Genomic DNA, 26,245 nt, shown 5'->3' on the forward strand with positions numbered 1-26,245 from the left:
GTGTCGTCCGGTCAGCTCCGGCGCGGGCTCACAGCGCCGCGTCCGCCAGCAGCCGGAGCTGCTCCAGCTCCGCCGAGCAGGGCAGCAGGATCAGCTCGTCGCAGCCGGCCTCCGCGTAGGCCTGGGCGGCGTCCCGGATCTGCTGGGCGTCGGTGAGGACGCCGGTCGCGGTCCGCTCGGCCTTGGCGCTGACGAACGAGTAGTAGCCGCGGAGGTAGCCGCCCGCCACCCGCCCGGCGTCCGGGCCGAGGCAGGCGTAGACCAGCGAGACCATCCGCGGCCGGTCGGTGCGCCCCTCGTCGGTCCAGGCCTGCTTCGCCCGGCGGACCAGCTCCGCGTAGGCGGTGACCGAGCTGCCGCCGGCGATCCAGCCGGTGCCGAACCTGGCCGAGCGCCGCATCGCGGCCGCCGAGTGGCCGCCGACCAGCAGCGGGATGCGGCCGTCGCGGACCGGACGCGGGCCGATGCCGGGGACCGGGCCCGCGCCGTCCCAGGTCTCCCGCAGCTCCGTCAGCAGCTGGTCGAGCAGCTTGCCCCGGCCGAGGTACTCCGCGCCGGTCGCCGCGTAGTCGTCCTCCCGGCCGCCGGCGGCGACGCCGAGCACCAAACGGCCGCCGGAGATCGCGTCGACGGTGGCCGCCTGCTTGGCGAGCAGCGCGCCGCCGTTCCGGTACCCGGCGATCAGGATGGTGCTGGCCAGCCGTATCCGCTCGGTCACCGCCGCCGCGGCCGCCAGCGACACCAGCGACTCGTAGTTGTCGTACACCAGCCGGTCCAGGACGCCCAGGCTGGCGAAGCCGTACTGCTCGGCCAGCCGCGCCCACTGCGGCAGGGTCGTCCCGTCCTTGTCCGGGACGGTGGTGGGCAGGCCCACTCCGATCTCCATGGGCTTCTCCTTCCGGTCGGTCGGTCAGACGCCGCCGTCGACGTTGAGGGTGATGCCGCTGACGTAGCGCGAGGTGTCACCGGCGAGGAAGAGCACGGCGCCGGCGACGTCCTCCGGCTGGCAGATCCGGCCCAGCGCGGTCATGCCGACGATGCGCTGCACCGCCTCGGGCGGCAGTCCGGCGCCGGGCTCGGTCTCGGTGAGCCCCGGCGCGACCGTGTTGACCCGGATGGAGCGGGGGCCGAGCTCCTTGCACAGCGCCCGGGTGAGGCCGATCAGGGCGGCCTTGGAGGCCGTGTAGTGCACGCCGCGGACGCGGCCCCTGGTCGCCACCGACGAGCCCACGTTGACCACCGAGGCGCCGTCCACCAGCAGGTCCAGCACGGCCTGGGTCACCAGGTAGGCGGAGGTGACGTTGTGGTCGAGCACCCGGTGCCACTCGGTCTCGGCCAGCTCGCCGAACCACACCTGGCCGTCCACCCCGACGTTGTTCACCAGCACGTCCAGGCCGCCGAGCTGCCGACCGACCTGCGTCGCCAGGGTGGCGACCTGCGCCCCGTCGGTGACGTCGGCCTGCAGCAGCAGGTGGTCCGCGCCGATCTCCTTCAGCTCCAGGGCGAGCGCGTCGGCGTCCTCCCCCGCCGTGCGGGAGACCACCACGACGCGGGCCCCCGCACGCGCGAAGGCGAGCGTCGCGGCCCGCCCGATACCTCGGGTCCCGCCCGTGATCAGCACCCGCTTGCCCTGCAGTCCCTGGTCCATCGTCTTCCTCCTGATGCAGCGTCAACTGACGCATCGCGCTACGGATGTCTGCGAATCTGCGAATGCGGGTCCGCGAAGCGGCCCGGACGGGCCGGCGGTCGCGCGGAGCGCCCGGCGCGGACGCCCCGCGCGGGTGTCAGTACGCGGCGTCGACCTCGTACACGCCGAACGGGATCTCCATCCGGGTGTCCTGGTACGGCCGCAGCGGGGCGGTGTCCGCCCGGTGCTCGGAGCCCTGCTCCCAGGCCTGGAACGCCGCCAGGTCGCTCCAGCGGCTCATCACGACCAGGCCGGACGGATCGTGGGCCGAGCGCAGCAGTTCGTTGCCGAGGAGCCCGGGCACCCCCTCCATCCGCTTGCTGACCAGGTGGTAGGCCTCCTGGATGGCGGACAGCTCGGCCTGGTCACGGGCCCGCTGGTACACCATGACGCGCACTTCAGCCGGCATCGGCGGACGCCCCCTGCCTGACCGCCGCGCCCGCTCCCTCCACCTCGGCCACGATCCGCATGGTGGCGAACGTGGCCGAGGCCCGGTAGGCGTGCAGCCGTTCCCGGTGCGCGACATGGGCGCCGCTGTCCTCGAAGGCCCGGAAGCCCTCCTCGTCCAGCCAGTCGCTGATGATGAAGTAGTCGTTCTCGTCCGAGGTGCTGCGGGCCAGCCGCTGGCCCAGGTTGGCGGGGTGCCCGGTGACCGCCTCGGTGCCGTCCCGCCACTCCTGCTCGAAGCCCTCGGACATCCCCGGCTTGATCCGCATCTGCAGCAGGACCCGGAAGGTTCCGTCCGGCATCAGGAGATCCCCCCGTCGACCGCGATGGTGGCGCCGGTGACGTACCGGGACAGGTCGCTGGCCAGCCACAGAATGGCGCCCGCGACCTCGTCGGGCAGGCCGAGCCGGCCCAGGGCGGTCTTGTCGCTGTAGCGCTTCAGCATGAGCGTGCGCTGCTCCTCGGGCAGGGCGTGCAGCGCCTCCGTCTCTATCACGCCGAGGGCCACCACGTTGATCCGGACGCCCTGCGAGCCCAGCTCCTTGGCGACCGAGCGGGTCAGGCCGATCAGCGCGGACTTGGTCGCCGTGTAGTGGGCCCGCAGCGGGATGCCGACCTCGGCCGACTTGGAGCCGATGCTGACCACCGAGGAGCCCTCGTGCAGCAGCGGCAGCGCGCCCTGGATCACCAGGTGGGCGGCGGTGAGGTTGGTGTTGATGATCCGCTGCCACTCCGCCAGCGGGAGCTGCGCGTACGGGATGTGGCTGATCGTGCCCGCGTTGTTGACCAGCACGTCCAGGTGGCCGTAGTGGCTGCCCACCTCGGTCAGCAGGGCCTCGATCTGGGCGGGGTCGGCCAGGTCGGCCTTGATCACGTGGTGGTCGCCGCCGATCTCCTTCAGCTCGCGTTCCAGCGACTCGACCGCCTCCCCGTCCTGCTTGTAGCAGGTGGCGACGTCGACGCCGGCCCGGGCCAGCGCGAGCACGATGCCCCGCCCGACACCCCTGGTGCCGCCGGTGACCAGTGCCGTCTTTCCGCCGAGTTCGAGATCCATCGGTTTCTCCTTGGTAGGTCGTGCGAGGATGCGGAAACGCTGTGGTGCCCCTGCCGCTCAGAGCAGCACGGCGAGCGCCGCGCAGTTGGCGAGCAGGGCGACGATGGTGAGCACGCTGCGCCGGTGGTTCCACCGGCCCCAGTGCAGCCGGCGGTCCTGGGCGGCGAAGTCCGACGGCAGGTCGTCCGGGTCGAGGGTCTGGACCCACTTGTTGACCGGCACGTTCTGGGTGAGCGAGATGACGACCGTGGCCAGCGCCAGCAGCGCCGCCGCGGCGAACAGGGCCGAGGCCCAGCCGTCCCGGGTGGTGGCGGCCAGCGCCCCGTCCCCGAGCACGGTGCCGAGCAGGCACAGCGGCATCGTCGGGTCGTAGCGGGTGGCGAAGAAGGCGTGCGCGTGCACGTAGCGGTCCGCCGGCAGGGCGGCCAGCAGCGGCCACCCGCCGAGCAGGGTGCCGAGTTGGACACCGGCGGCGAGCCCGTTGAGCAGCAGCACCAGCGGGGTGAGCAGAGTGAGCACCGGAATCCTCCCTGGATGCGGTCCGGTTCAGCCGCGGGCGGCCTGGGAGCGGGCGGCCGCCTCGACCTTCTTCTTGATCAGCTCCATCTGGATCACCGTGTTGCGGTTGAGGTGCGCGGTCATCCCGTCGTCGTCGACCGGCGCCTGGGGCTTCATGTGGAAGTCCTGCACCCAGCGCATCCGGACGCCCCCGGGGACCTCGGTGTACTCCCAGAAGATGTCCATGAACTCGAACGGCCCGGTCTCCACCCGGTGCGCCCGCACCGTGTGCGTCTGCGGGTCGGGGGTGCGCTCGGACACCCAGCTCCACACCTGGCCCTGCTCGTCCGGGTGCATGGTGAGCCGGAACCGCACGGTGGGGCCGCTCCGCTCCAGCACCTCCACCGCGGCGTACTCGCTGAACAGCTGCGGCCAGGACTCGAGGTCGTTGGTCGTCGACCAGACGAAGTCCAGGGGTGCCTCGATCACGATCTCGTTGTCTGTGTGCCCGGCCATCGCCAAGCCCTCCCTCTCCTCGCGCCAGTCGAACGGTCAGCTCGAACGGTGTGCTCAAACGGTCTGGTGGGACGAAGCGGTGCTGCCGAGCAGCAGCGCCGCGTTGAAGCCGCCGCGGCCCCGGGCCAGCACCAGGGCGGTGCGCAGCCGCGCCGACCTGGGCTCGCCGAGCACCAGGTCCAGGCCGTAGCCGGGGACCGGGGAGACCGGTCCGACGGTGTGCGGGACGATCCCGTCGCGCAGGGCCAGCGCCGCGGTCGCCACGTCCAGGGCGGCGCCGCCGCCGTAGAGGCGGCCGGTCAGCGTCTTGGGCGCGGTCACCGGCACCTTCCCGGCGCCGAAGACCCGGCGGATCGCGTCCGCCTCCGCGGCGTCCTCCTCCGGCACGCCGGACGCGTCGGCGAAGACCACGTCGACGTCCTCCGGCGCCAGGCCGGCGTCGGCCAGGGCCAGTTCCACGGTCCGGCGCAGCGCCGGGGGCCGCGAGGAGCCGGGCAGCGGGTCGAACCCCGCCGCGTAGCCCAGGACCCGGGCGTAGCCGGCCCCCGCGCCGCGCTGCTCGGCGGAGTCCGCGCTCTCCAGGATCAGGATCGCGCCGCCCTCGCCCGGCAGGTATCCCGAGGCGTCGGCGTCGAACGGCAGGTAGGCGCGGGACGGGTCGGCCACCGTGGACAGCTTCCCGGTGCTGAGCTGGGCGGTGAAGCCGTACGGGCAAAGCGAGGCGTCGGTGCCGCCGGTGACCGCCAGCCGGGCGCCGCGCCGCAGCAGCCGCCGGCTCTGGCCGACGGCGTCCAGCCCGCCCGCCTGCTCCGAGCAGACCACGCCGCAGGGGCCGCGCATCCCGTGCCGGATCGAGACCTGCCCGGTGGTCGCGGCGTAGAACCAGGCGATGGACTGGTAGGCCCCCACCCAGGACGGCGCGTGCTGGTAGAGGTTCTCCATCTCGTGCTGGCCGAACTCCGTCCCGCCCGAGGAGGAGGAGGTCACCACAGCCATCTCGTACTCGGGCAGCTCGCGGGGGTCGACCGCGGCGTCGGCCAGGGCGGCCTCGGTGGCCGCCAGGGCCAGGTGCGTCCAGCGGTCGGTCTGCGAGACCAGCCGGCTGGGCACCCGCTCCCGGCCGACGAAGCCCGGGACCTCCCCCGCCAGCCGGACCGGGTAGCCGGAGGCGTCGAAGTGGCTGATCCGGCCGATCCCGGACTTGCCGGCGAGCACGGCGGCCCAGTGCTCCTCGGCTCCGATGCCGGTGGGCGCGACCACCCCGAGTCCGGTGATCAGCGGACCGCGCGGGCGGCCTTTCGGCGGGCTTCCCATGGTCAGCTCCTCTCGTACGGGACGACGCCGGGGCGGGCCAGCAGCATCGCGCTCTGGAACCCGCCGAACCCGCTGCCGACGCTCAGGACCACGTCCATCCGGTGGTCCCTGGCGGTGACGGGCACGTAGTCCAGGTCGCACTCCGGGTCCGCGGTGTGCAGGTTCGCGGTCGGCGGGACCACCTGGCGGTCGAGCGCGAGGGCGCAGGTCGCCACCTCGATCGACCCGATCGCCCCCAGCGAGTGGCCGACCATCGACTTGATCGAGCTGACCGGCACCTGGTAGGCGTGGTCGCCCAGGCTGCGCTTGAAGGCGGCGGTCTCGTGCCGGTCGTTCTGCTTGGTGCCCGAGCCGTGGGCGTTGATGTAGCCGACCGCGGTCGGGTCCAGCCGGGCCTGGTCCAGGGCCACCCGGATCGCCTCGGCCATCTCCTTGCCCTCGGGCTTGAGCCCGGTCATGTGGAAGGCGTTGCTGCGCCCCGCGAAGCCGACGATCTCCGCGTAGATCCGCGCGCCGCGCCGCTCCGCCGCCTCCTTCTCCTCCAGCACCAGCACCGCGGCACCCTCGCCGAGGACGAAGCCGTCGCGGTCGCGGTCGAAGGGCCGCGAGGCGTGCTCGGGGTCGGTGCGGTTGGGGGTGGTGGCCCGGATGGCGTCGAAGCAGGCCGCGGTGATCGGGGACAGCGGGGCGTCGGTGGCGCCGGCCAGCACCAGGTCCGCGCTGCCCTCCTCGATCAGCTGCACCGCGTGGCCGATGGCGTCCAGGCCCGAGGTGCAGCCGGTGGAGATCAGGGCCACCGGGCCTTCGGCGCCGACGTCCTGGGCGACCTCGACCGCGAGCGTGCTCGGCACCATGTAGCCGTACAGGTGCGGCACCCCGTAGCTGTGGTCGACCAGCCAGTCCTTGCCGCCGTCGCTGAGGACCACGTACTCCTGCTCGAGGCCCATGGTGCAGCCGACGGCGCTGCCGATGGAGACCGCGACCCGCTCGGGCGGGGTGTCGGCCAGGCCGATCCCGCTGTCGGCCACGGCCTCCCGGGCGGAGACCACCGCGAACTGCGCGGCCCGGTCCATCCGCCGCACCTGACGGGTGGTCAGACCTGCTGCGAGCGGGTCGAAGTCCACCTCGGCCGCCACCTGGGAGCGGAACGGGGCCGGGTCGAAGAGGGTGATCCGCCGGGTCGCGGTGCGGCCGTTGGAGAGCAGGTCCCACATCGCCTCCCGGCCCACGCCGCCGGGCGCCACCGCACCGATCCCGGTGATCACGGCACGGCGGCTCACGGGGCACCGCCCACGTGCGGGTTGGGCCCTCCGGGGATCAGCGGCTCCTCGGTGTCGACGTGCCCCAGCTCGGGGCGGGGCGCCAGCGGCGAGAGGTGGAAGGCGCAGTACGCCTGCACGTCACCCACGTTCACCAGCCGGTGGCGTACCCCGATCGGCACCAGCAGCGAGTCGCCGGGGCCCAGCTTGACCGTCTCGTCCCCGTCCAGGGTCATCTCCAGCTCACCCGCCACCACGTGGATGAACTCCTCGGAGTAGGGGTGGTAGTGCTCCGTCACATGTTCCGCGCGGTCCAGGTAGAGCACTCCGCCGAAGCCGGAGGTGGAGCCGGCCGTGGCCGGACTGAGGGTGACCCGGATGTCACCTCCGCGCCTGCGGTTGGGGCGTACTTCGTCCGCCGAAACCCTGAGAGCCTTCTTGCCGGTCATCGGATCCTTCCCTCGGGCAGGCCAGTGTCGACGCGGACCCGGAACGCGGTGCCGCGGGTCCGGCCGGGATCGGGCATGATGTCCGGGTCCGCATCGACCGGACTCAAGCAACGTCCGGAACGGTCCCCGATGGCTCTCAAGACAGGCTCGAATCGGCCTTCATCCGCAGGTGGAGCGGACCGGCCCCAGCCGGGTTCGAGTCGCCTGCTAGCGGCGGGGTGAGGATGGTTCCCGGGAGCGAGCCGCTCCCTCGCCCGCACCCCCGGCGGGCGCCTGCCGCGGGCGGGCCGCGTGACCGGATCTGTCCCCCGGATCCGGACCGGCCCGCCCGCCGGGAGCGCGTCGGCGCCGCGCCGACGTGACCACCCGTCAGCGCGGCGCCGGTACCGGGCCCCGGTGGGCCCCTTGCTGTGCGGGGCCGTTCAGTGCGGAGCCCGTCAGTGCAGGGCCGTTCAGTGCAGGGCCGCGGCGGTGCTGCACAGCAGCAGGGCCGCCACGGACAGGCCGGTGCGCAGCAGGTGCCAGCGGCGCCACAGCGGCCGCGGATCCTCCCAGTCGGCGGGGATCCGCCCGGGGTCGTCCACCGCCTTGACCCGCCGGTTGATGGGCACGTTGCACAGGTGCGACACCGCGGACACCGACAGCATCACCACGGCGGCCCCCGCGTAGAGCCACCGCGCCCCGGCTCCGGGGTGGGTGAAGGCCAGCGCCAGGTCCAGCGCCGTGGTGCTCAGCACGATCACGGGCATCACCGGATCCCAGTTCCGGCCCAGCAGCTTGTGCGCGTAGATGTACGTCCCGGTCGGCATCGCAAAGAGCGCGGGCAGCACGCTCAGCGCGACGGCGAACAGCACTCCGGCGGTGATCCCGCTGCCGAGCGAGGCGGCGACGGTCAGTACGTCGATCACGGCGGCTCCCTCCTGTCGTCCGCCCGGGCCCCGGGCTCAGCCCTGCGCCGCCGGGTGGGTCTCCACGCTGAGCTGGGCGATGGACCGCATGGTGGCGTCGCGGAAGTAGGCGGCGAAGCCCTGCGGGCTGGAGGTGTCCCGCTGCTCGGCGAGGTAGGGCGCGAGCTTCTCCTCCAGCAGGTGCACCCCCTTCTGGGCGGCCATGTGGCGGCCCACGGCGGCGAATTCGCCCTCGTAGTGGATGACGCGGACCAGGATGTCGTCCTTGATGAACACGCCGGTCCCGAGCAGGCGTCCGGCCTGCTCGCCGTCGGCGCCGGGCAGCGCCGGGGTGTCGACGCGCTGGAAACCGCCGAAGATCTGGGCGATTTCCTCCTCGTGGCCGGGCTTGACCCGATAGGTGATCGCTGCGTACGGCATGGGAGTCCTCCAGGGGTGGCCGGTGCCGCCATCGCCGGCGGCACCGGACGGATCAGGGATACCGGGGATCGGGCCTGGCTCAGGCGGCCAGGGTGGAACTCGCGTTGATCATGTCGAGCAGCAGCCGGGGGGTCTCCGCCTCGACCACGGCGTCGTCGGACAGCTCGATGCCGAGCTCCCGCTTGATCACTCCGGTCACCTGGAGCAACGCCAGGGAGTCATAGCCGAGTTCGATGAACGGGGTGTCCAGGACGTCCCCGTCCAGGTCCACCCCCTCCTCGGCGTCCCCGGCACACTCGCGCAGTCTCGCGGTCAGCTCCAGCAACGTGAATTCGCTCATGGTGTGCTGTGTGTCCTTCCTGGTGATCAGCAGAACAACGTCACGGCGGACCGGCGGTGCGCCGTTCCGCGCCGTACGACCGGCGCGGGGCATCGGGGGCGGGGCATCTCGGGCAGGGCAGTCGGGCGTCAGGGTGCGGGGGCCAGCGGCAGTTCCTCGACCAGCGCGGCGCCGAGCAGCTCCGTCACCGCCGTCTGGCGGACGAAGAGGTGGTCGCCGTCGAGCGTCCGCATCCGGAATCCCGCACGGGTGTAGGAGTTCCAGGCCCGCACCGCGTCCGGCGAGACCAGCAGGTCGTCCCGGCCGGCCACCGCCAGCAGCGGGCACGGCAGTTGCTCCCCGGCCGCCGCCCGCAGGCTCCGGGCCAGCAGCAGGTCGTCGCGCATGATGTCGATCGTCAGCTGCAGCCAGGCCGGACGCTGCAGCATCTGCTCCGCGATGCCGCCGGTCTCGTGCAGCACCGCGAGCAGCTCGGCGTCGGACATCTCGGAGTCCTCCAGCAGCGGCATCCCCAGGTGCGGGGCGGAGCAGGCGCCGACCGCGACCAGCTCCGGCGCCCTGCCGCCGTTCCCGGCGTGCCGCAGCGCGAAGGAGTACGCCACCAGCGCGCCGAGGCTGTGGCCGTAGAACGCGTACGGCTCGTCCAGCAGCGGGCCGAGGTGCTGCTCCAGATCGCGCAGCAGCCGCTCGCCGCTGGTGTGCCGGGGCTCCCGCAGCCGGACCTCGCGGCCGGGCAGGCGGACCGGGACGACACTGACGTCCAGCCCCAGCCGCTGGCCCCACCGGGCGTAGCAGGAGGCCCCGGCGCCGGCGTGGTGGAAGCAGAACAGCCGGAGCGACGCCGCCGGGCGCGGCTGGACGGCCAGGTATCCGCTCGTCGCGCTCACTCCGGCGATCCCGTGTGCACACCGGTCATGAGCGCCTCCTCGGGACGGACGGCGACCGGGCCCGAGGGGCCCGGCAGCCGCCTGGTGGACGGTCCTCCGCTCTCGCGGATACGACGATCGTCCACAACAGGTCTGGAAGGCTGCTCAATGCGACCTCGAGGCCGACTCGGCGCCGTGCCCTCAGGCAGGTCCGCGCGCGCCCGCCATCAGGTCCGCCCGGTTCAGCGACGGGTCCGCGCTGAGGATGGCCCGGTGCAGCTGCTGCATCCGCACCGAGGGCTCCAGGCCCAGCTCGTCGATGAATCCGGCCCGCAGCCGCCGGAACGCCTCCAGCGCCCGGGCCGACCGGCCGCAGCGGTAGAGCGCCAGCATGAACTGGGCGTGCAGCTTCTCCCGCAGCGGGTACTGGACGGTCAGACCGGCCAGCTCGCCGAGCACCTCATGGTGGCGGCGCAGCCTCAGGTCCGCGTCCAGGCGGCACTCCAGCGCCGCGATCCAGCTCTCCTGGAGCCGGGTCACCTCCATCTCCAGCAGTCGGCCCTGCTGGAGGTCGACCAGGGCCGGGCCGCGCCACAGCGCCAACGCCTCGGACAGCAGCCGGGACGCGGCCTGCGGGTCGCCCGCCGCGTACGCGGCATGGCCCTCGGCGGTGAGCCGCTCGAACTCCCAGGCGTCGACGACGGTCGGGTCGACCGCCAGCAGATAGCCGCAGTTGCGGGTCACCAGTACGTCCTTCGCACCGCGCACCGAGGCGCCGAGCGCCCCGTCCAGCTTGCGGCGCAGTTGCAGGATGTAGGTCTGCAGCGTCGCCGGTGCGCTGCGGGGCAGCACCGGCCCCCAGAGTTCGTCCATCAGCCCGGAGACGGTCAGGGCCTGATTGGCGTTCAGCGCGAGCAGCGCCAGGATCTGGCGGGGCTTGGTCGCGCTCGGGACGATGGAGACGCCTGCCTCGGATGCGGTCAGCGGGCCCAGTACATTGATCTCCACGTGATGCCGTCCTTCCCGTCGGGAGCTGCACCGGCGCACTCACGACAGGCTGCTCGAAAGCGGGAAGCACGTCCTGAAGCGAGGCCTGGACCGAGCGTTCCACGAGCCCGGGCCCCGCGAACAGTGAGTTCCTCACGACCTCCGGCACCGGCTCACCGCCCCCGGCCTCCCCCGGCGCGCAGACCGCGGGGGCGGGCCGGGTCGGCGGCCTCAGCTCAGTTGACCAGCCAGCTGCAGTCCTGGCCGAAATATTTGCCCGCCCCGTCGGCGGTCAACACCATGCACGAAGCCTGGTCGTTGTAGTAGTGGCTCTGGTCGGTGATGAACAGGTTGCCCACCGTGAACGGGTAGAAGCCGTCCTGCGCGGGCACCAGCGTCCCGCAGCCCGAGAACCAGATCTCGCTGTAGAACGCATTGCCCATGCCGCTCGTACACGACGTCCGCGGAGTGTCCGCCTGAGCAGGACTCCCGACGGCGAGCACACCCCCCGCGGACAGCGCTGCGGCGGCAAGGACGGACAGGGCGCGGGGCATCATGGGCATGGACACTCCAAGGTTGTCGGTTCCGCCCATGTGATCACGCCGGTACGCGCAGGGACAGGGCTGCGCTCACAACGTCCGAAAACCGCCCGGTTCGTCGGAAAGACGACCCGGGGTCAGAGCTTGCGCCAGCGGGCGGAGGCGAACGAGAAGGCCCCGAACCAGACCAGGCCGACAGCGACGAGGACCAGCAGCCAGGGGCCGACCGGGGTATGGGCGAACGATCGCAGGGTGGCGTCCATCCCCTTGGCCTGGTGCGGATCGAAGTCGATGGCGGCGATCACGATGAAGACCCCGGCACCGGTGAAGACGCTGCCCCGTGCCGCGTTGCCGCCCAGGCCGAGTGTGGTCACCACCTTGCGGGTGCGTGCGCTCATTGCGGCGGTGTCCAGCTTCTTGAGGAACGTGCGCCGGACCGCGTTGACCGCGATGCCTGTGCCGACTCCTATCAGGACGACACCGGCGATCGCCACCAGGACCTGCCCGCCCGGGAGTTTGAGCGCAGAGGCGGTCCAGTCCTGGGATTTGGCATCGCCGCCCGACTGGCTTCCGCTGCCAGCCGCGTAGGTTGCCGTCCCCCAGCACACCGAGGCGTAGAAAACCGCGCGTCCGGCACTCAGCACCCGGCTGCCGGTCTTCTTCCGGCCGGCCTCCCCCATGACCGCCAGGGAGGCGCGCCACAGGGTCATGCAGGCGAATCCGACCACCAGGATCCACAGCATCGCCAGGCCGAAGGGCTGGGCGGCCACCTGGTGCAACGCCCCCTGGCGGTCCGCCTCCGCTCCGCCGCTGCCGAAGGCGATCTCCAGAGCCAGGAATCCGATCAGGACGTAGACCACGCCTCGCGCTGCGAAGCCCGCACGGCCGGCGGCGCGCAGCGCACTCTTCTCGCCGGGGCGGCGGAACGACGAAGAACCGGCGCGGGCCCTGCTGTCTCTTCTGTGCACATGTGATGACGCCACGGTGACTCTCCCTCATGACACAGGTGCGCTGAGCGCACCACTGGCCCTTCGCCTGCCCGAGTACCGCCCGTGCACCCTCCGCGCCAGGACCGTGTTTTCGCTTCGACTCGGGGTATCCGGCGGACATGGGACGACTGCAGAACCTCGACGTGCGCCTCTTCGACCGTGTGGCCGCCGCGCATCCACCCGGCCTGGACCCCGTCCTGCCCCGGCTGGGACGCGCGGCCAACCACGGTGTGCTGTGGCTGGCCGGGGCGTCCGTCCTCGCGCTGTCGAGGAACCGCAGCGCCCGCCGGGCCGCCATGCGCGGCGTCGGATCCCTGGCGCTGGCGTCCACCGCGGCCAACGTGGTCGCCAAACAACTCGTCGGCCGTCGACGGCCCGTCACCACCAGTGTCCCGACCGCGCGACGCCTGCTCCGCTCACCGATCACCACGTCGTTCCCCTCCGGCCATTCGGCCTCCGCTGCCGCATTCGCCACAGCCGTCACCCTGGAGTCACCCTGGCTCGGTGCCGTCGCCATTCCCCTGGCCCTGGCGGTCGCGGGATCCCGTGTCTACACCGGGGCCCACTATCCGGGCGACGTGGTGGCCGGGGCCGCGCTGGGCGCCGGTGTGGCGGCGCTGACGCTCCGGTGGTGGCCGCTGCGCGACGACGAGCCGGCGCAGGCAGCCCCGGCGCGGGTCCGGCTGCCGGCTCTGCCTGAAGGACGGGGCCTGGTGGTCGTGGTCAACAGGTCCTCGGGCAGCGCCGACAGTGTGACGGCGGAACTGCTCGCCCACCTGCCCGAGGCGGACGTGCGCGTGCGCGAGGAGGGCCAGGACCTGGTCGCCCTCCTGGAACAGGCCGCTGCTGACGTGCAGGCAGCGGAAGGCGCCGGTGCATTGGGCGTGGCAGGCGGGGACGGCACTGTGGGCGCCGCCGCTACGATCGCCGTCAGGCACCGGCTCCCGCTCGCGGTCTTTCCCGGCGGAACCCTGAACCACTTCGCCGCCGATATGGGCATCTTCACCCCGCAGGACGCGGTCGCCGCCGTGCGGGAGGGGCACGGCGGATCGGTCGACCTCGGACGCGTCACGTCCAAAGGCCCTCGGAACGCCGGAGCAGAAGGCGAACCGGATGCGGCGTACTTCCTGAACACCTTCAGTATCGGGGTCTATCCCGAACTGGTGCGCGCTCGTGAGTCCTTGCAGAAGTACCTGGGCAAGTGGCCTGCGCTGGGGGTCGGACTGGCCAGGGTGCTGGCCCAGGGCAAGCCGACCCGCGCCGTCGTCGACGGCCAGGAGCGCAGCCTGTGGCTGCTGTTCGCGGGCAACGGGCGCTACGACCCGCCCGGCTTCGCCCCCAGCTTCAGGCGCGACCTGGGCGATGGAGCCCTCGACATCCGCGCCGTGGACGGTGGTCATCCGTTTGCCCGCACCCGGCTGGTGGCGGCTTTCATGACCGGCACGCTGGCCCGGTCGCGCGTCTACCAGGCCGCGGCCGTCTCCCAGCTGCGTATCGACGTCCTCCACGACACGCAGCACTACGCCCACGACGGAGAGATACGCCCCGCCGCCCGGACCCTGATCCTCGACAAGGCACCCCGCGCCCTCACCCTCTACCTCCCGCCGCAGAACCAGGGCTGACTGCTCACCGGCGCCGTCCTCACGGGCGGCCTGCTGCGGTTTCCCTCCCCTGGGCAACCACGAGCGGGCTGCGGACGCTGACGTGCACGGCGCAGGACCCGTTCCGGTCCCCGGCCGGGCGTCCCCCCGGGCGGGTACGACCTTCGCACATCGGGCATGCCCGGGCCAGCACCGGCGGTAGAGTGAAACGCCCGGGCCCCGCTTGGACCGGGGCAGGGTGAACTACCACGGGGGTGGTCGGGTTGGCCCGTTTACGCGTGGCCGCGGTGTGTGCCGGCGTGCTGGTGGTGGGCAGTCCCTGGGTGCAGCGGCCGCTGGTGGCGTCGGCCTCGCAGGACTACCTGGTCTCCTGGATGCAGCAGGTGGTGTCCGCGCCGGAGTGGAAGGCGTCGTCCGCGGAGATCGCCGGCGTCGGCGACGCGGCGCAGTGGAGCATGGTGGCCTCGGTCGCCACGCTGCTGATCGGCGCACTGGCGCTGCTGCCGGGGCTGATGACGCGGGCGGAGGCGGGCCGGGTCCGCTGGACCGCCGCGATCGGCGCCGGGGCCCTGATCGGCGCCCTGTCCGGACTGCTGGGCTGGGCCGTGCTGATCGGCTTCGGGCACAGCGTCGGGGAGCCGCACGGGCAGCTGTTCGTCTCCTTCGTGCCGACCTCGGCCGTGTTCGGCGCGCTGATGGGCGCGGTGACCGGGCTGCTGCACACCGGGGACGCCTTGGGCGACCCGGCCGCCCCGGCCACCGCCGCCGCCGACCGGGGCCGGGCACCGGCCCCGCAGGGCCTTCCGCAGGGCTTTCCGCAGGAACGGAGAAGTGGCATCGACACCGTGACAGACGCGTCCCCGGCCCCGCTCGGACAGGTGCCCGGCGACACCACCCGCTACCTCTGCGCGGCCGCGTACACCGACCGGTCGTTCGCCCGCACGGTGGTCGAGAAGGTGCTGGCCGACACCTTCGGCGCGGTCGCCCCCTCCCCCGGGCTCGATCTGCTGCCGGTGGCCCGGCACTGCCTGACCGCCCAGGAGCTGCGCTACCGGCGCGACCTGCGGCTGTCCGCCGTGTTCGCGGGCATGGCGCTGGTCGCCCCCGGGTGGCTGCTGGTGGCCGGGCTGGTGCTGTCCGCCCTCAGCGGCTGCGTGACCGATGCCGCCTTCGGCGGCGCGCACCGGACCGCCGATCGCGGGCGCGGGGGGATCAACGTCCGCCGCTCGGGCCTGCGGCTCACCCTCACCGGCCTGCTCCTGCTGCTGCTCTGCCTGGCCCTGGGCATCGGGATCTCCTCACTGCACCTGCCGGGGCTCCTCCAGTGGCTGCTGGGCGGCTACCTGTACGGCGTGCCGGCGCTGTTCGCGCTCGGCTTCGGGCTGCTCGCCGCCTTCACCCTGGTGGCGCGGGACGCACTCGCCACCGACGAGCTGCTGCGCACCACCCTGCGGCGGCCGGTCTTCCGTCCGGATCAGGCCCCCGAACCCGCGCCCGCCGCCCCCTGGATCGAGGACCGGCTGGAGGCGCTGGCCGAAGCGCAGCAGGGCAATGTGACCCTCTACAGCGGCTGGTCGCCGTTCACGGGCTTCGCCGCGCCCGAGGACGGCTGGTCGCTGTCCATACCCATCCTTCCCGCGTCGCACCCGCTCGGGGGCGCCGACGGCGGCGGTGCGCCGGTGACCGAGTTCGACGCCTGGGAGCTGGTCGAGCAACTCCGGCTGTGCTGGTCGGAGTTGTCGCAGCGGCAGCCCGACCGGGACCACGACCGGCTGGCGGGCCTGCTGGTGCAGGACCGGGTCTTCGTGCACGGCGCCACTGTCGGCCGCGATCCGCGCTTCCTGCCCGAACGCGGCGTGCCGGTGACCTTGTTGGAGCCGGAGCAGCTGCGGCAGATCGCCCTGAGCCCGAGCGGTACCGCGCGCCACTGGCTGACCGGGTGCCTGCCGATGTGGGGCGGGGACGTGGTGCCGTCCATGCTGCTGAACGTCGACCTCACCGGCCGGACGGTGCATGTGCAGTGCAACCTGCACACGCTGGGAAGCGTGCGCGGCAGCTACCACGCGGTCGACCTGCTGCCCGCCGCGCTCACCGCCGGGCGGCGCACGGCGGTGATGCTCTCCGCCCTGCCGAGGACCCGTTCGCTGCTGTTCGGGGCGCCCTTCGGCGCCGTGGACCACGCGGGGTTCGAAAAGCGTCGGAACCGGCGGATGCTGCGGGACTGGCAGGCGATCGAGCACGACGGCGGCTTCGACTACGGCGCCCGGCTGAGCATCAGGGAGCGGGTGACCCAGCCGACCTACGCCAACTACTACCAGCCGCACGACGGGAAGCGGGTGCTGAACGCGCTCACCCGGCACACCCTGGCCGCGCTCCAGGACTTCCTGGACGCGCACGGCGTGGACACCACCGACTTCCAGCAGCAGCAGCAGACGATCCTCAACCACGGGATCATCCAGCAGGGCGGCTCCAGCACCGTCGAGAACCTGGCGGTGGGCCAAGGAGCCAGTGTCAGTCCGGCCGGCCCCGCGAAGACCGAGCCGGCCACCTCACGATAGGCGGTTGCGATGTCCAGTCAGACACCCGGCGACGTACCCGGCGGGCCCTCGGTGAACCACGGCTTCCAGCAGTTCGGCGGCCACAACCGGATCGGTGCGATGGCCGTCGGCCCCGGCGCTCGGGCCGTCTCCGGCGGCGGCGCGGAGCCGGGCGGCGAGGACGACCGGATCCGCGCCTTCATCGAGGAGTACCTGCAGCGGCTGCCGGAACTGCGGCAGGAGCAGAGCGCGGAGGCCCTGGAGCAGATCGCCCCCCGGGTGGAGACGGTACGTCGGCAGATCGACTCGCCGGAGCCCGAGAAGCACCTGCTCAAGGACGTCCTGGCGTCGATCCGGGCGGTACTCGAGCACGGCCTGGGCGGAGTGGCCACCACCGCCCTGCTGGCCCTGCTGTCGCAGATCCGCCTCTGACCCGGGGCCGCGCTGCCCCGCTGGCCGGGCCGGGCCGGGTCAGGCCAGCAGGGCGCGGCCGTACCAGTCGGTGGTGTCGGCCAGGCCGGGCAGGACATAGAAGTAGCCGCCGCCGAAGGGCTGGACGTAGTCGATGAGCGGCTCGCCGATCAGCCGGGTCTGCACGGTCTCGAACTGCCGGTGCACGTCCTGCTGGTAGCAGGTGAAGATGTGCCCGGCCTGGATGTCGCCGTTCTGGTCCAGGCCGAGGTCGTAGCTGTAGGAGCGGCGCAGCAGCCGCTGGTCGGCGGTCTGCCGGGTGCGCGGGTTGGCGAGCCGGATGTGCGAGTCGAGGGGGATGACGTTGCCGTGCGGGTCGGCGGCGTAGTCGGGGGTGTCGAACTCGTTGGTGCCGTCCAGCGGGGCGCCGGAGTCGCGGCGGCGGCCGAACATGCCCTCCTGCTCGTTGATGGAGACCCGGTCCCAGAACTCGACGAGCATCCGGATCAGCCGGACCACCTGGTACGAGCCGCCCTGGGCCCAGGCGGGCTCGGCCGGGTCGTCCACCCAGATCAGCTGCTGCGCGGTGGTGCCGGTGGGGTTGGCGGTGCCGTCCTTGAAGCCGAGCAGGTTGCGGCCGGTGCCGGAGGGCCGGGGCGGGGAGTTGTAGCCCTCGATCTTCCAGCGCAGTTGCATCGCGCCGCGGGTGTGCTTGGCGATGTCGCGGATGGCGTGGTGGACGGTGTCAGGGTGGTTGGCGCAGATCTGGAGGTGCAGGTCTCCGTGCATCCAGGCCGGATCGGGCGAGTCGTCGGGGAAGATCCGCATGGGCGTCAGCTTGCGGGGCTTGTCCGCGGCCAGGCCGAAGCGGTCGTCGAAGAGGCTGGAGCCGACGGAGACGGTGACGGTCAGTCCGTCGGCGGGCACGACCGGCCCCAGGACGTCGCTGTCCGAGGGCGGCTGGCCGACGCCCAGGTCGGGGGGCGTGCCACCGGTGGCCAGGAAGCGGGCCCGTCCGGTCAGCGTCCGCATCAGCTCGGCCAGTTCCGCCTTGCCGGTGGCGGTGACGTCGAAGGCCGCGTAGCAGGCGGCGGCCTGCTTGTCGGCCGGGCCGGGGGTGAGCAGGCCGGCCTGGTGGGCGCCGTGGAACGGGTAGGAGTCGGCCGTGGCCGGGCCGCTGTCGGCGGCGCGGGCGTCGGCCTGCGCGCCGCCGATCAGCACTCCGCCGGTCAGGGCGGTGCCGGCGGCGCCCGCGGCGGCGCCGGAGAGGAACCTGCGACGGCTGACATTCATCTTCGGACGCCTGTCTTCCTGGTACGTGCTCATCGGGTGGGGGTGTCGTCGGGTGGGGGTGTCGTCGGGCAGGTCAGTGGCTGGGCGGGACTTCCAGCAGGTCCGGGACCTGGTCCAGGGTCTCCAGCAGGGCGCCGATGGCGGCGTCCACCTGCTGGCGGGCGGCGGCCGGGGGCTGCTGCATGGACTGCTGCGGGGCCTGCTGCGGGGCCTGCTGCGGGGTCTGCCACTGGCCGTCGGCGCGGGTGGCCAGCAGCGCGGACTGGAGCGCGTCCAGCTGCTGTTCCGCCAGCGGCAGCAGCTTCGGCGCCCGGGCGGTGAGCGGGCCGGACAGCTCGCCGAGCACGGTCCGGGTGACCTGCACGTCGGCCCAGGTCTCCGGGTAGGCGGCTCCGGCGCCCTCGTCGTCGATCCCGGAGAGGTGGTCGCGCAGCGCGTCCTCCATGATCTCGTGGGCGCGGATCGGCAGGTTGGTCGGGTCGCCCGCCTCGTCGTCGGTGGCCAGGTTCCGGCTCACGTCGGCGACGTCTGCGCCGAGCGTGGCCACCTGCGGCAGCAGCTGCGCTGCGCTCTGGCCGTGCCACAGGCCGTACTCCAGCCGGTGCAGGCCGGTGAAGCCGCTGTCCTGGACGCCGTTCGGCAGGCCGTCGGGCAGTCCGTCGACCGCGGTGCCCGCGTCGCCGAAGCTGTCGTAGGAGGCTCCGACCTCCTCCCAGTCCAGCTGGGCGGTCAGCCAGTCGGCCTTGGCGGCGGCCAGGTTGCCGGCGGTCAGGTCGGTGCGGAGGGCGGCGACGTCGGCGGTGAGCCGGGCCAGCACGCCCGCCGCGTAGTGCTGGTAGGCGTCGTTGGGGCCGGTCAGCTCCTGGAGCGTGACCGGCTTCACCGCGGCGGGCGCGGCCTGGGCGCTGGAGCCGCTGACCTGGACGCTGGCCGAGGAGGCCGCGGCCTGGCCGGACATCAGGCACTTGATGGCGTAGGAGCCGCTGCCCAGGGTCGCGGTCATGTCGGCGGTGGTGGCGGGCCCGATGGTCTCGATCTCGGCGACCACTGCGCCCGAGGCGTTGACCAGGTCGATCTCGCCCGCCCTGTCGGTCCTGTTGTCGACCGCGATGGTCTGGCTGCCGGCCCGGGCGGAGGTCCACTCCTGGGCGCAGCGGGTGCGGGTGACCGTCACCGTGGCCGCGGCGGCGGAGGGCAGTGCCAGGACGGCGGCGGTGGCGGCCAGCGTCGGGACGACCACCAGCACGGCGGCCACCGGCCAGGGGCGCTGCCCGGCCAGCCGTACCCAGCGGCCGGGGGCCTCGGCCGCGTCGGGGGCGGCGGGCGTCGTGGCTGCGGGCGTCGCGGCGGGCATGGTGGCGGCTGCGGGGGCTTCGGCTGCGGTCCGGGGTGCGGGGGCGGGGCGTGCGGCGCGGACAAACAGTGGGACCACCACGGCCAGGTAGACGGTCCAGGCCACCACCTGGAGCACCGTCATCCGGGGCGCGAGCTCGGTGCATCCGGTGATGATCGACACCCACCAGGAGTTCGGGTCCAGGTGCGCGGTCAGGTCGAAGGCGATCCAGTGCGTGCCCGGCAGCAGGCCCGCGTCCTGGAGGTCGCCCAGGCCGTACGCGAGCACCCCGGCGGCGACCATGATCAGCGCCAGCGCGGTGCGGTTGAAGAAGACCCCCAGGTTGAGGCGCACCGCCTGCCGGTACAGCAGCCAGCAGGCCGACACGGCGGCGGCCAGCCCCAGCCCGGCGCCCACCAGCGGGGCGGCCGTCGAGCCGGACGCCTTGACGGCCGTCCACAGGAACAGCGTGGTCTCCAGGCCCTCGCGGCCGACCGCGAGGAACGCGGTGAGCGCGAGCGCGCCCGCGCCGACCGCCGCCGCGCGCTCCACCTCGCCGCGCAGCTGCCGGGACAGTCCGGCGGCGGTGCGGCGCATCCAGAACACCATCGCCGTGACCAGGCCGACCGCGAGCACGCTCAGCAGCCCGCCGACGGCCTCCTGGCCCGCGCTGGACAGCACGCTGGTGGAGAACGTCAGCACCGCGGCGAAGCCGGCGGCCACCGACACCGCGCCCAGCACGCCCAGCCAGACCGGCGCGGACGACACCCGGTGCCCGTCCGTCCCGGTCTTGCGCAGCGCGGCCAGCAGGATGCTCACCACGAGCCCGGCCTCGAGGCCCTCGCGCAAACCGATCAGCAGATTAGGTACAGCCTCAGCCCAAGTCACAGAAGATAAGGTAAGGCACCCCTAATCAGGCCGCTGCAAGGGGCCGCCCCTCCGCCCGCCGAACCCGCTCCGAACGCCGAGCACCAGCTGAGGAGGGCTTACCCGCACGCTGCCCGGCTGCCCGCCGGGGCCCGGCCACTCGCCACGATCACGGCTCTGACCTGCGATGTCTCCAGCTCCCTGTCGGCGGCGGACCCAGGGCTCCGGCGCTCCCGCCCTCACCGGGCCGACCCGGGCCCTCGCTGAACTCACACCCATCTCCTGCCGACCGTCCCGACCGAGCGGCAGCGGGCGCGTAGGCCGTGCCCCGGCGGGCAGACGCGGAGGTAACGACGGCATGCTGCGAGGGGAGCGCCGGTGTCGGACCTCGCGTCGGACGGTGTGGGCGAGCGGACGCGGAGGGCGTCCCTGCGGGAGGCCGCGGCCGTCCTCCTGACGGCCTGCTATGCGGTGGCCCTGGCCTGGTCGCTGTGGAACCGCGCGCACGCGATCGAGTTCTTCGCCGTGGCCAGCCTTGCCTCAGCGGGCTTCGTCGTCGCCAGCGTCACCGGACGCGTGGTGGCCGGCGTCCTGGCGGACCTGCTGGCCGGGGGCATCGCGGTGGCGCTCCCGGTCCTCGGCGACATCACCGACGCCGTCGCCGCGACGCTCGCGGTGGCGCTGATGTCGGGCAAGTTCGTACGCCTGCTCAAGACGCTGCCGTTCGGCGTCGCCTGCCTGGGCCTCTACCTGGGCCTGTGGTCCCTGGCCAGGCACCTGCCCAGCGCCCTGCACCGGGCCTCCGACCACGGCCTCACCTGGCACGACGCCCCCGCCGCCGTGCTGCTGGCGCTCGCCGGCGCCCTCTACCTCCTGCTGGTCGCCCTGCTGACGCGCTGGGCCGGGGGCGCATGGACGACCGCCGTGCTGCACACCGTCGGCTACCCCTGGGTCCTGCTGATGTTCCTCGTCATGTACTTCATCCCCGACAAGTCCCCCGGCACCGGCTGACCCCGGGGTGCGCTCAGGAGCGCACCTCCATCGGGGCCTGGTCGGGTACCGCGCCGTCCCGGGACGTCTGCCGGTCCGGGCGGACGAGGGTGCCGGTGGTGCCCAGCAGGATGCCGAGCGCGTCGTCGAGGGGGCCGATCCCGGCGATGCCGCCGGTGTCCTCGACGAAGGCCGCGGCGGCCTCGGCCTTGGGGCGCATCGAGCCCTCGGGCAGCTCCCGGGCCAGGGCCCGCAGTTCGGCGGGGGTGGCCGAGAGCAGCGCGCGGGCGCGGCGGGTGCCGTAGTGGGTGAAGACGTGGGCGACGTCGGTGAGGATCAGCAGGGCGTCGGCGTCGAGCTGCCCGGCGAGCAGGGCGGCGGTGCGGTCCTTGTCGACCACGGCCTCACAGCCGTGCAGCAGGCCGGTGTTGGGGTTGCGGGTGACGGGGATGCCACCGCCGCCGGCGCAGACCACCACCGTCCCGGCCGCGACCAGCGACCGGACGGTGGCGGCTTCCAGGATGCTCCGGGGCAGGGGTGATGCGACGACGCGACGCCAGTCGTCGCCGTCCGGGGCCGTGGTCCAGCCCCGGTCGCGGGTCAACTGCTCGGCCCGGGCCCGGGTGTAGGTCTGGCCGATGAACTTGGTGGGGTGCTGGAAGGCCGGGTCGGCGGGGTCGACCTGGGTGTGGGTGACCAGCGCGACCACGTCCCGGTCGGGGAGCCTGTTGCGCAGCTCGCGCACCAGCAGGGTGCCGATCATGCCCTGGGTCTGGGCGCCGAGCACGTCCAGGGGGTAGGGCGCGGCCAGGGCGGGGTCGGCGGCGCTCTCCAGGGCGAGCAGCCCGATCTGCGGGCCGTTGCCGTGGGTGACGACGAGTTCGTGTCCGGCCAGGGCGAGTTCGGCCAGGGTGGTGGCGGCCTGGTGGATGTGGGCTTCCTGGACGGTGGCGTCGGGGTGCTCCCCCCGCTGGAGCAGGGCGTTTCCGCCGAGTGCGGCGACGATGCGCATGTCAGGCTCCCAGGGTGGCGACGAGCACGGCCTTGATGGTGTGCATGCGGTTCTCGGCCTGGTCGAAGACCAGCGAGGCGGGCGATGCGAACACCTCGTCGGTGACCTCCAGGCCGTCCAGCCCGTACTGGGCGAACAGGTCCGCGCCGAGGCCGGTGGTGCGGTCGTGCAGGGCGGGCAGGCAGTGCAGGAAGGCGGTGTCGGGGTTGCCGGTGGCGGCCAGGGTCTTGGCGTTGACCTGGTAGGGCAGGAGTTGGCCGATCCGCTCGGCCCAGGTCTCCGCGCTCTCCCCCATGGACACCCACACGTCGGTGTAGAGGTAGTCCGCGCCGCGCACGGCCTCCTCGATGTCCTCGGTGACGGTGATCCGCGCGCCGCTCGATTCGGCGAGCTCGCGGCAGCGGGTGACCAGCTCGGCTGCGGGCCACAGCGCCTCGGGCGCGGCGATGCGTACGTCCATGCCCAGCAGGCTGCCCATGACCAGCAGCGAGTGGGCGGTGTTGTTGCGGGCGTCGCCGAGGTAGCAGTAGGAGATCCCGGTCAGGGGCCTGCCGCTGTGCTCGCGCATGGTGAACACGTCGCACAGGCTCTGGGTGGGGTGGCACTCGTCGGTCAGGCCGTTGTACACCGGCACGCCCGCGTGGGCGGCCAGGGTGGTGACCGTGGACTGGGCGAAGCCGCGGTACTCGATGCCGTCGTACATCCGCCCCAGCACGCGGGCGGTGTCGGCGACGGACTCCTTGTGGCCGAGGTGGGAGCCGTCCGGGCCCAGGTAGGTGGTGGTGGCGCCCTGGTCGGCGGCGGCGACCTCGAAGGCGCAGCGGGTGCGGGTGGACGCCTTCTCGAAGATCAGCGCCAGGTGACGGCCGGTCAGCCGCGGGGTCTCGGTGCCGTTCTGCTTGGCGTGCTTGAGTTCGGCGGCCAGGTCCAGCAGGTGGTGGATCTGTTCGGCGGTGAAGTCCAGCTCGTCCAGGTAGTGGCGGCCGGTGAGGTCAGCGGTCATCAGGTGCTCCGGTGGTGTGTGGCGGGCGGAGGGTGGTCAGTTGGCGGGGTCGCGCTGGATCGGGCAGCTCATGCAGCGCGGTCCGCCGCGTCCGCGCCCGAGTTCGGCGCCGGCGATGGTGACGATCTCGATGCCCTGCTTGCGCAGGTAGGTGTTGGTGGTGACGTTGCGCTCGTAGCCGACGACCACGCCGGGGGCCAGGGCGAGGAAGTTGCTGCCGTCGTCCCACTGCTCGCGTTCGGCGGCCCGTACGTCCTGGGTGGCCGACAGGAAGCGGACCTTGTCCAGCTCCAACGCCGTGGCCAGGGAGGCGGCGAGGTCGGTGTCGGGCGTGACCTCGAAGCCGGTGGCCGATCCGGCGCCGGGGGTGAGCGTCCAGGAGCGCAGCGAGTCGGCCAGCCCCGGGTAGACGGCGAAGGTGTCCTTGTCGATCATCGTCATCACCGTGTCGAGGTGCATGAACGCCCGGCTGCGCGGCAGTTGGACGGCGATCAGGCGGTGCGCGGCGCCGGTGGCGAAGAGACGCCGGGCCAGTTCCTCGACGGCCTGGGGAGTGGTGCGCTCGCCCATGCCGACCATGGCCACGCCGGGCGCCAGGGAGTGGACGTCGCCGCCTTCCAGGGTGGTGCCGGGGACGGCGGCGATGCCGTCGACCAGCGGGGCGGGGGCGTCGGCGAACAGCGGGTGGTAGCGGTAGATCGCGGCGCTGTGCAGGGTCTCGCGCCGACGGGCGGGCTTGGCCATCGGGTTGACCGTGTAGTGGTCGCCGATCCAGCAGGAGTTGTCGCGCGGGAAGAGGTGGTTGGGCAGCGGCGGCAGGGCGAAGTCCTGCTCGCCCAGGCTGTCCCAGACCAGGCTGTGCGGGTTGGTGATCCGCAGGTCGTCCTTGAGGACGCCGCCGATGAGGTACTCGGCCAGCGTCCGGCCGTCGAGGTCCGCGCACAACGCGCGGACCGGGTCGACCAGGGCCGGGCCGACGGTGCCGGGGGCGACCACCTGGTCCAGGAGCCAGTCGCGGGCCTCGGGCAGCTCGAGGGTCTGGGCGAGGAGTTCGGCGTAGTAGTGGACGCGTACCCCGTGGTCGCGCAGGACCTGGGCGAAGGCGTCGTGCTCCTCGCGGGCCCGCTTGGCCCACAGGATGTCGTCGAAGAGCAGCTCGTCGACGTTGCGCGGCGTGAGGCGGGACAGTTCCAGGCCGGGGCGGTGCAGGACGACCTGGCGCAGGCGGCCGGTCTCGGAGTCGACGCGAAGGGCGGGAGAGCGGGACATGGCGGGCTCCTCGGGGTGTGCGGGAACGGGATGGCGGAGGTGGAGGCGTCGGGCCTGGCGTGCGTCAGTGCTGGCGGTGCAGGCCCGCTGCGGCGGCGCGGAGCAGGATGGCGGGCAGGTGGATCGGCTGAGCCTGCGCGGGTGTCTCCGCGACGGCCGGGATCGGCGCGGGGGTGGCTGCGGCCAGTGCGGGCGCGGCAGGCGCGGGCAGGGCGGTCTCGCCGTACTCGCCGCGTGAGCGCTTGAGCCAGATGTAGACCGGGATACCGAGCAGGACCACGAACAGGCCGTAGTAGACCGTCTGGTAGCCGCTGCCCTGGATCGACCAGTAGGAGAACGCCAGCGCCAGCGCGCTGATGGCCACGTCCCGGACGAAACGGCGGCGGGTGAGGATCGCCTGGCCCTTGACCACCAGCCAGTACAGCTGGGCGGCGGCGGAGAACAGGTACGGGATGACCGCGGTCAGGACGCTCAGCAGCACGATCTCGGTGAAGACCTTGGTGAAGTGGGTGTAGCTGATGACGGTGATCAGCGAGGCCAGCGCGGTGGCGGAGACGATGCCGAAGGCGGGGACCTGGTTGCGGCCGATGGTCTTGGTGAAGGCACGGGGGAACAGTCCGTCGCGGGCGGCGGCCATGGGCATCTCGGCGCAGATCATGGTCCAGCCGTTGAGCGCGCCCAGCCCGGAGATGATGGCGGCGATCGCCACGGCGTTGCCGGCCCAGGTGCCGCCGACGATGTTGTTGACGGCGTCGGTGAACGGGGCGGTCGAGCTGCCCAGCGCGCTGTGGGAGACGGTGCCGAAGACGGCCAGGGTGCCCAGGATGTAGATCACGGCGCAGGCCAGGGTGCCGTAGACGGTGGCGCGGGCCACGTTGCGCTTGGGGTTGCGGACCCGTCCGGCGGCCACCGAGGCCGTCTCCAGGCCGATGTAGCTGAACAGGGCGATCGCGGAGGCGGCGGAGACCGCGCCGACGGCGGAGGTGTGGCTGGCGTTGAAGCTCCCGAAGTTGCCCGACTTCATGAACAGCAGGCCGACGCTGGCCATGAACACCAGCGGGATGAACTTCAGCACGGTGGTGACGACTTGGAAGGCGCCGATGTTGCGGATGCCGGTGAGGTTGATCGCGGCGGGTATCCACAGGCCGACCAGCGCGATGGCGACGGAGCCCCAGGTGTGGTGGCCCTTGTCGATGAACACCTCGACGTAGCCGACCCAGGCCACCGCGATGGCCGCGTTCCCGGCCCAGGCGGTGATCCAGTAGGACCAGGCGGTCAGGAATCCGGCGAACTCCCCGAACGCCTCCTTGGCGTAGACGTAGGGACCGCCGCTGCCGGCCACCCGCTTGGACAGCGACCCGAACGTGACCGCCAGCGCCAGCGCTCCGATGGTGACGACCACGAACGCGACCAGGGCGATCGGGCCGTAGGGGGCGAGGGCGGAGGGCAGGGCGAACACGCCGGTGCCGATGACGCTTCCGATGACCAGGGCGGTCGCGGCGGGCAGGCCGAACGTCGAGCGGCGGTCCGCCGTGCCGTCGGCGGCGGTGGCCGGCTCGGCGCCGGGGAGGGGGGCGTCGTGGTCTGATCCGGGCATGGAAGGGCTCCTGACCTGCGGTGAGAGAGTGGGGCGGGCGGCGGCACCCGGTGCGGCCT

At 72.9% G+C, this 26,245-nt stretch carries 27 protein-coding genes; 4 read left to right on the top strand and 23 right to left on the bottom strand.

Going from position 1 to position 26,245, the window contains the following annotated elements:
• Window positions 1–28 precede the first annotated feature (28 nt).
• From GXW83_RS23280 to GXW83_RS23360, 17 genes are all read right to left on the bottom strand, one after another.
• Window positions 29–886 (bottom strand): LLM class flavin-dependent oxidoreductase, encoded by an 858-nt coding sequence (locus GXW83_RS23280; protein WP_182444998.1) that lies wholly within the window; start codon window positions 884–886, stop codon window positions 29–31.
• A 24-nt stretch (window positions 887–910) separates the two neighbouring features.
• The gene (locus tag GXW83_RS23285; RefSeq protein ID WP_182444999.1) at window positions 911–1,648 is read right to left on the bottom strand and encodes an SDR family NAD(P)-dependent oxidoreductase; all 738 of its coding nucleotides are present in this window, start codon (window positions 1,646–1,648) and stop codon (window positions 911–913) included.
• A 136-nt stretch (window positions 1,649–1,784) separates the two neighbouring features.
• The gene (locus GXW83_RS23290; protein WP_225447201.1) at window positions 1,785–2,075 is read right to left on the bottom strand and encodes an antibiotic biosynthesis monooxygenase; all 291 of its coding nucleotides are present in this window, start codon (window positions 2,073–2,075) and stop codon (window positions 1,785–1,787) included.
• A gap of 10 nt (window positions 2,076–2,085) precedes the next feature.
• Window positions 2,086–2,436 carry an antibiotic biosynthesis monooxygenase gene (locus tag GXW83_RS23295; RefSeq protein ID WP_182445001.1) on the bottom strand — a complete coding sequence of 117 codons (351 nt, stop codon included), beginning with the start codon at window positions 2,434–2,436 and terminating at the stop codon, window positions 2,086–2,088.
• Window positions 2,436–3,188, bottom strand: a complete 753-nt coding sequence (locus GXW83_RS23300; RefSeq protein ID WP_182445002.1) for an SDR family NAD(P)-dependent oxidoreductase — start codon at window positions 3,186–3,188, stop codon at window positions 2,436–2,438. Before GXW83_RS23300 ends, GXW83_RS23295 begins: the two co-directional genes overlap by 1 nt.
• A gap of 57 nt (window positions 3,189–3,245) precedes the next feature.
• A complete protein-coding gene (locus GXW83_RS23305) occupies window positions 3,246–3,707 on the bottom strand; it encodes an anthrone oxygenase family protein (protein ID WP_182445003.1) in 462 nt (153 codons plus the stop codon).
• Between the two features lie 27 nt (window positions 3,708–3,734).
• On the bottom strand, window positions 3,735–4,202 hold the full coding sequence (locus GXW83_RS23310) for an SRPBCC family protein (protein ID WP_182445004.1): 468 nt from the start codon (window positions 4,200–4,202) through the stop codon (window positions 3,735–3,737).
• A gap of 54 nt (window positions 4,203–4,256) precedes the next feature.
• On the bottom strand, window positions 4,257–5,516 hold the full coding sequence (locus GXW83_RS23315; RefSeq protein WP_182445005.1) for a ketosynthase chain-length factor: 1,260 nt from the start codon (window positions 5,514–5,516) through the stop codon (window positions 4,257–4,259).
• Between the two features lie 2 nt (window positions 5,517–5,518).
• Window positions 5,519–6,796, bottom strand: coding sequence for a beta-ketoacyl synthase (locus GXW83_RS23320; RefSeq protein WP_182445006.1), 1,278 nt, complete (start codon window positions 6,794–6,796; stop codon window positions 5,519–5,521).
• Window positions 6,793–7,224 carry a cupin domain-containing protein gene (locus GXW83_RS23325; protein WP_182445007.1) on the bottom strand — a complete coding sequence of 144 codons (432 nt, stop codon included), beginning with the start codon at window positions 7,222–7,224 and terminating at the stop codon, window positions 6,793–6,795. The genes GXW83_RS23320 and GXW83_RS23325 overlap by 4 nt, the downstream gene beginning before the upstream one ends.
• Before the next feature lie 452 nt (window positions 7,225–7,676).
• Window positions 7,677–8,132 (bottom strand): DUF1772 domain-containing protein, encoded by a 456-nt coding sequence (locus GXW83_RS23330; RefSeq protein ID WP_182445008.1) that lies wholly within the window; start codon window positions 8,130–8,132, stop codon window positions 7,677–7,679.
• Window positions 8,133–8,168: 36 nt separating this feature from the next.
• Window positions 8,169–8,552: a SchA/CurD-like domain-containing protein gene (locus GXW83_RS23335; protein WP_182445009.1), complete on the bottom strand. Its 384-nt coding sequence runs from the start codon at window positions 8,550–8,552 to the stop codon at window positions 8,169–8,171.
• A 79-nt stretch (window positions 8,553–8,631) separates the two neighbouring features.
• Window positions 8,632–8,892 (bottom strand): acyl carrier protein, encoded by a 261-nt coding sequence (locus GXW83_RS23340; protein WP_182445010.1) that lies wholly within the window; start codon window positions 8,890–8,892, stop codon window positions 8,632–8,634.
• Between the two features lie 128 nt (window positions 8,893–9,020).
• Window positions 9,021–9,779 carry a thioesterase II family protein gene (locus GXW83_RS23345; RefSeq protein ID WP_182445011.1) on the bottom strand — a complete coding sequence of 253 codons (759 nt, stop codon included), beginning with the start codon at window positions 9,777–9,779 and terminating at the stop codon, window positions 9,021–9,023.
• A 180-nt stretch (window positions 9,780–9,959) separates the two neighbouring features.
• On the bottom strand, window positions 9,960–10,766 hold the full coding sequence (locus GXW83_RS23350) for an AfsR/SARP family transcriptional regulator (protein WP_182445012.1): 807 nt from the start codon (window positions 10,764–10,766) through the stop codon (window positions 9,960–9,962).
• A 215-nt stretch (window positions 10,767–10,981) separates the two neighbouring features.
• Entirely contained in the window at window positions 10,982–11,188 is a 207-nt protein-coding gene (locus GXW83_RS23355; protein WP_182445013.1) for a hypothetical protein, read from the bottom strand.
• A 233-nt stretch (window positions 11,189–11,421) separates the two neighbouring features.
• Complete coding sequence (locus GXW83_RS23360; protein WP_370466754.1) at window positions 11,422–12,267, bottom strand: DUF1206 domain-containing protein; 846 nt, start codon at window positions 12,265–12,267, stop codon at window positions 11,422–11,424.
• 125 nt (window positions 12,268–12,392) lie between these two features.
• On the opposite strand from GXW83_RS23360, the gene GXW83_RS23365 reads away from it, so the two are divergent.
• From GXW83_RS23365 to GXW83_RS23375, 3 genes are all read left to right on the top strand, one after another.
• Window positions 12,393–13,895: a bifunctional phosphatase PAP2/diacylglycerol kinase family protein gene (locus GXW83_RS23365; RefSeq protein WP_182445014.1), complete on the top strand. Its 1,503-nt coding sequence runs from the start codon at window positions 12,393–12,395 to the stop codon at window positions 13,893–13,895.
• A gap of 257 nt (window positions 13,896–14,152) precedes the next feature.
• Entirely contained in the window at window positions 14,153–16,432 is a 2,280-nt protein-coding gene (locus GXW83_RS23370) for a hypothetical protein (RefSeq protein WP_182445015.1), read from the top strand.
• Between the two features lie 9 nt (window positions 16,433–16,441).
• Window positions 16,442–16,843: a hypothetical protein gene (locus tag GXW83_RS23375; RefSeq protein WP_182445016.1), complete on the top strand. Its 402-nt coding sequence runs from the start codon at window positions 16,442–16,444 to the stop codon at window positions 16,841–16,843.
• Between the two features lie 39 nt (window positions 16,844–16,882).
• Here GXW83_RS23375 and efeB read toward each other — a convergent pair whose 3' ends face one another.
• Window positions 16,883–18,115 carry an iron uptake transporter deferrochelatase/peroxidase subunit gene (gene efeB, locus GXW83_RS23380; RefSeq protein ID WP_182445017.1) on the bottom strand — a complete coding sequence of 411 codons (1,233 nt, stop codon included), beginning with the start codon at window positions 18,113–18,115 and terminating at the stop codon, window positions 16,883–16,885.
• A 73-nt stretch (window positions 18,116–18,188) separates the two neighbouring features.
• Complete coding sequence (gene efeU / locus GXW83_RS23385) at window positions 18,189–20,297, bottom strand: iron uptake transporter permease EfeU (protein ID WP_370466755.1); 2,109 nt, start codon at window positions 20,295–20,297, stop codon at window positions 18,189–18,191.
• A 396-nt stretch (window positions 20,298–20,693) separates the two neighbouring features.
• On the opposite strand from efeU, the gene GXW83_RS23390 reads away from it, so the two are divergent.
• Window positions 20,694–21,326, top strand: coding sequence for a hypothetical protein (locus GXW83_RS23390; protein WP_182445019.1), 633 nt, complete (start codon window positions 20,694–20,696; stop codon window positions 21,324–21,326).
• Between the two features lie 13 nt (window positions 21,327–21,339).
• Here GXW83_RS23390 and GXW83_RS23395 read toward each other — a convergent pair whose 3' ends face one another.
• From GXW83_RS23395 to GXW83_RS23410, 4 genes are all read right to left on the bottom strand, one after another.
• Window positions 21,340–22,317 (bottom strand): carbamate kinase, encoded by a 978-nt coding sequence (locus tag GXW83_RS23395; RefSeq protein ID WP_182445020.1) that lies wholly within the window; start codon window positions 22,315–22,317, stop codon window positions 21,340–21,342.
• A gap of 1 nt (window position 22,318) precedes the next feature.
• On the bottom strand, window positions 22,319–23,320 hold the full coding sequence (argF, locus tag GXW83_RS23400) for an ornithine carbamoyltransferase (protein ID WP_182445021.1): 1,002 nt from the start codon (window positions 23,318–23,320) through the stop codon (window positions 22,319–22,321).
• 36 nt (window positions 23,321–23,356) lie between these two features.
• Window positions 23,357–24,589 (bottom strand): arginine deiminase, encoded by a 1,233-nt coding sequence (locus GXW83_RS23405; RefSeq protein WP_182445022.1) that lies wholly within the window; start codon window positions 24,587–24,589, stop codon window positions 23,357–23,359.
• Window positions 24,590–24,653: 64 nt separating this feature from the next.
• Window positions 24,654–26,186: an amino acid permease gene (locus GXW83_RS23410; RefSeq protein ID WP_182445023.1), complete on the bottom strand. Its 1,533-nt coding sequence runs from the start codon at window positions 26,184–26,186 to the stop codon at window positions 24,654–24,656.
• Between the last annotated feature and the right edge of the window lie 59 nt (window positions 26,187–26,245).

The organism is Streptacidiphilus sp. PB12-B1b (assembly GCF_014084125.1).
Taxonomy (GTDB): Bacteria; Actinomycetota; Actinomycetes; order Streptomycetales; family Streptomycetaceae; genus Streptacidiphilus.

Bases quoted from the DNA above. Each gene is read 5' to 3' on its own strand.
- GXW83_RS23395 (WP_182445020.1), bottom strand. From the start codon at position 22,317: ATGCGCATCGTCGCCGCACTCGGCGGAAACGCCCTGCTCCAGCGGGGG.
- GXW83_RS23355 (WP_182445013.1), bottom strand. From the start codon at position 11,188: ATGGGCAATGCGTTCTACAGCGAGATCTGGTTCTCGGGCTGCGGGACG.
- efeB (WP_182445017.1), bottom strand. From the start codon at position 18,115: ATGAATGTCAGCCGTCGCAGGTTCCTCTCCGGCGCCGCCGCGGGCGCC.
- GXW83_RS23315 (WP_182445005.1), bottom strand. From the start codon at position 5,516: ATGGGAAGCCCGCCGAAAGGCCGCCCGCGCGGTCCGCTGATCACCGGA.
- GXW83_RS23365 (WP_182445014.1), top strand. From the start codon at position 12,393: ATGGGACGACTGCAGAACCTCGACGTGCGCCTCTTCGACCGTGTGGCC.
- GXW83_RS23375 (WP_182445016.1), top strand. From the start codon at position 16,442: ATGTCCAGTCAGACACCCGGCGACGTACCCGGCGGGCCCTCGGTGAAC.
- GXW83_RS23290 (WP_225447201.1), bottom strand. From the start codon at position 2,075: ATGGTGTACCAGCGGGCCCGTGACCAGGCCGAGCTGTCCGCCATCCAG.
- GXW83_RS23295 (WP_182445001.1), bottom strand. From the start codon at position 2,436: ATGCCGGACGGAACCTTCCGGGTCCTGCTGCAGATGCGGATCAAGCCG.
- argF (WP_182445021.1), bottom strand. From the start codon at position 23,320: ATGACCGCTGACCTCACCGGCCGCCACTACCTGGACGAGCTGGACTTC.
- GXW83_RS23300 (WP_182445002.1), bottom strand. From the start codon at position 3,188: ATGGATCTCGAACTCGGCGGAAAGACGGCACTGGTCACCGGCGGCACC.
- GXW83_RS23325 (WP_182445007.1), bottom strand. From the start codon at position 7,224: ATGACCGGCAAGAAGGCTCTCAGGGTTTCGGCGGACGAAGTACGCCCC.
- GXW83_RS23340 (WP_182445010.1), bottom strand. From the start codon at position 8,892: ATGAGCGAATTCACGTTGCTGGAGCTGACCGCGAGACTGCGCGAGTGT.
- GXW83_RS23310 (WP_182445004.1), bottom strand. From the start codon at position 4,202: ATGGCCGGGCACACAGACAACGAGATCGTGATCGAGGCACCCCTGGAC.
- GXW83_RS23405 (WP_182445022.1), bottom strand. From the start codon at position 24,589: ATGTCCCGCTCTCCCGCCCTTCGCGTCGACTCCGAGACCGGCCGCCTG.
- GXW83_RS23285 (WP_182444999.1), bottom strand. From the start codon at position 1,648: ATGGACCAGGGACTGCAGGGCAAGCGGGTGCTGATCACGGGCGGGACC.
- GXW83_RS23410 (WP_182445023.1), bottom strand. From the start codon at position 26,186: ATGCCCGGATCAGACCACGACGCCCCCCTCCCCGGCGCCGAGCCGGCC.
- GXW83_RS23335 (WP_182445009.1), bottom strand. From the start codon at position 8,552: ATGCCGTACGCAGCGATCACCTATCGGGTCAAGCCCGGCCACGAGGAG.
- GXW83_RS23280 (WP_182444998.1), bottom strand. From the start codon at position 886: ATGGAGATCGGAGTGGGCCTGCCCACCACCGTCCCGGACAAGGACGGG.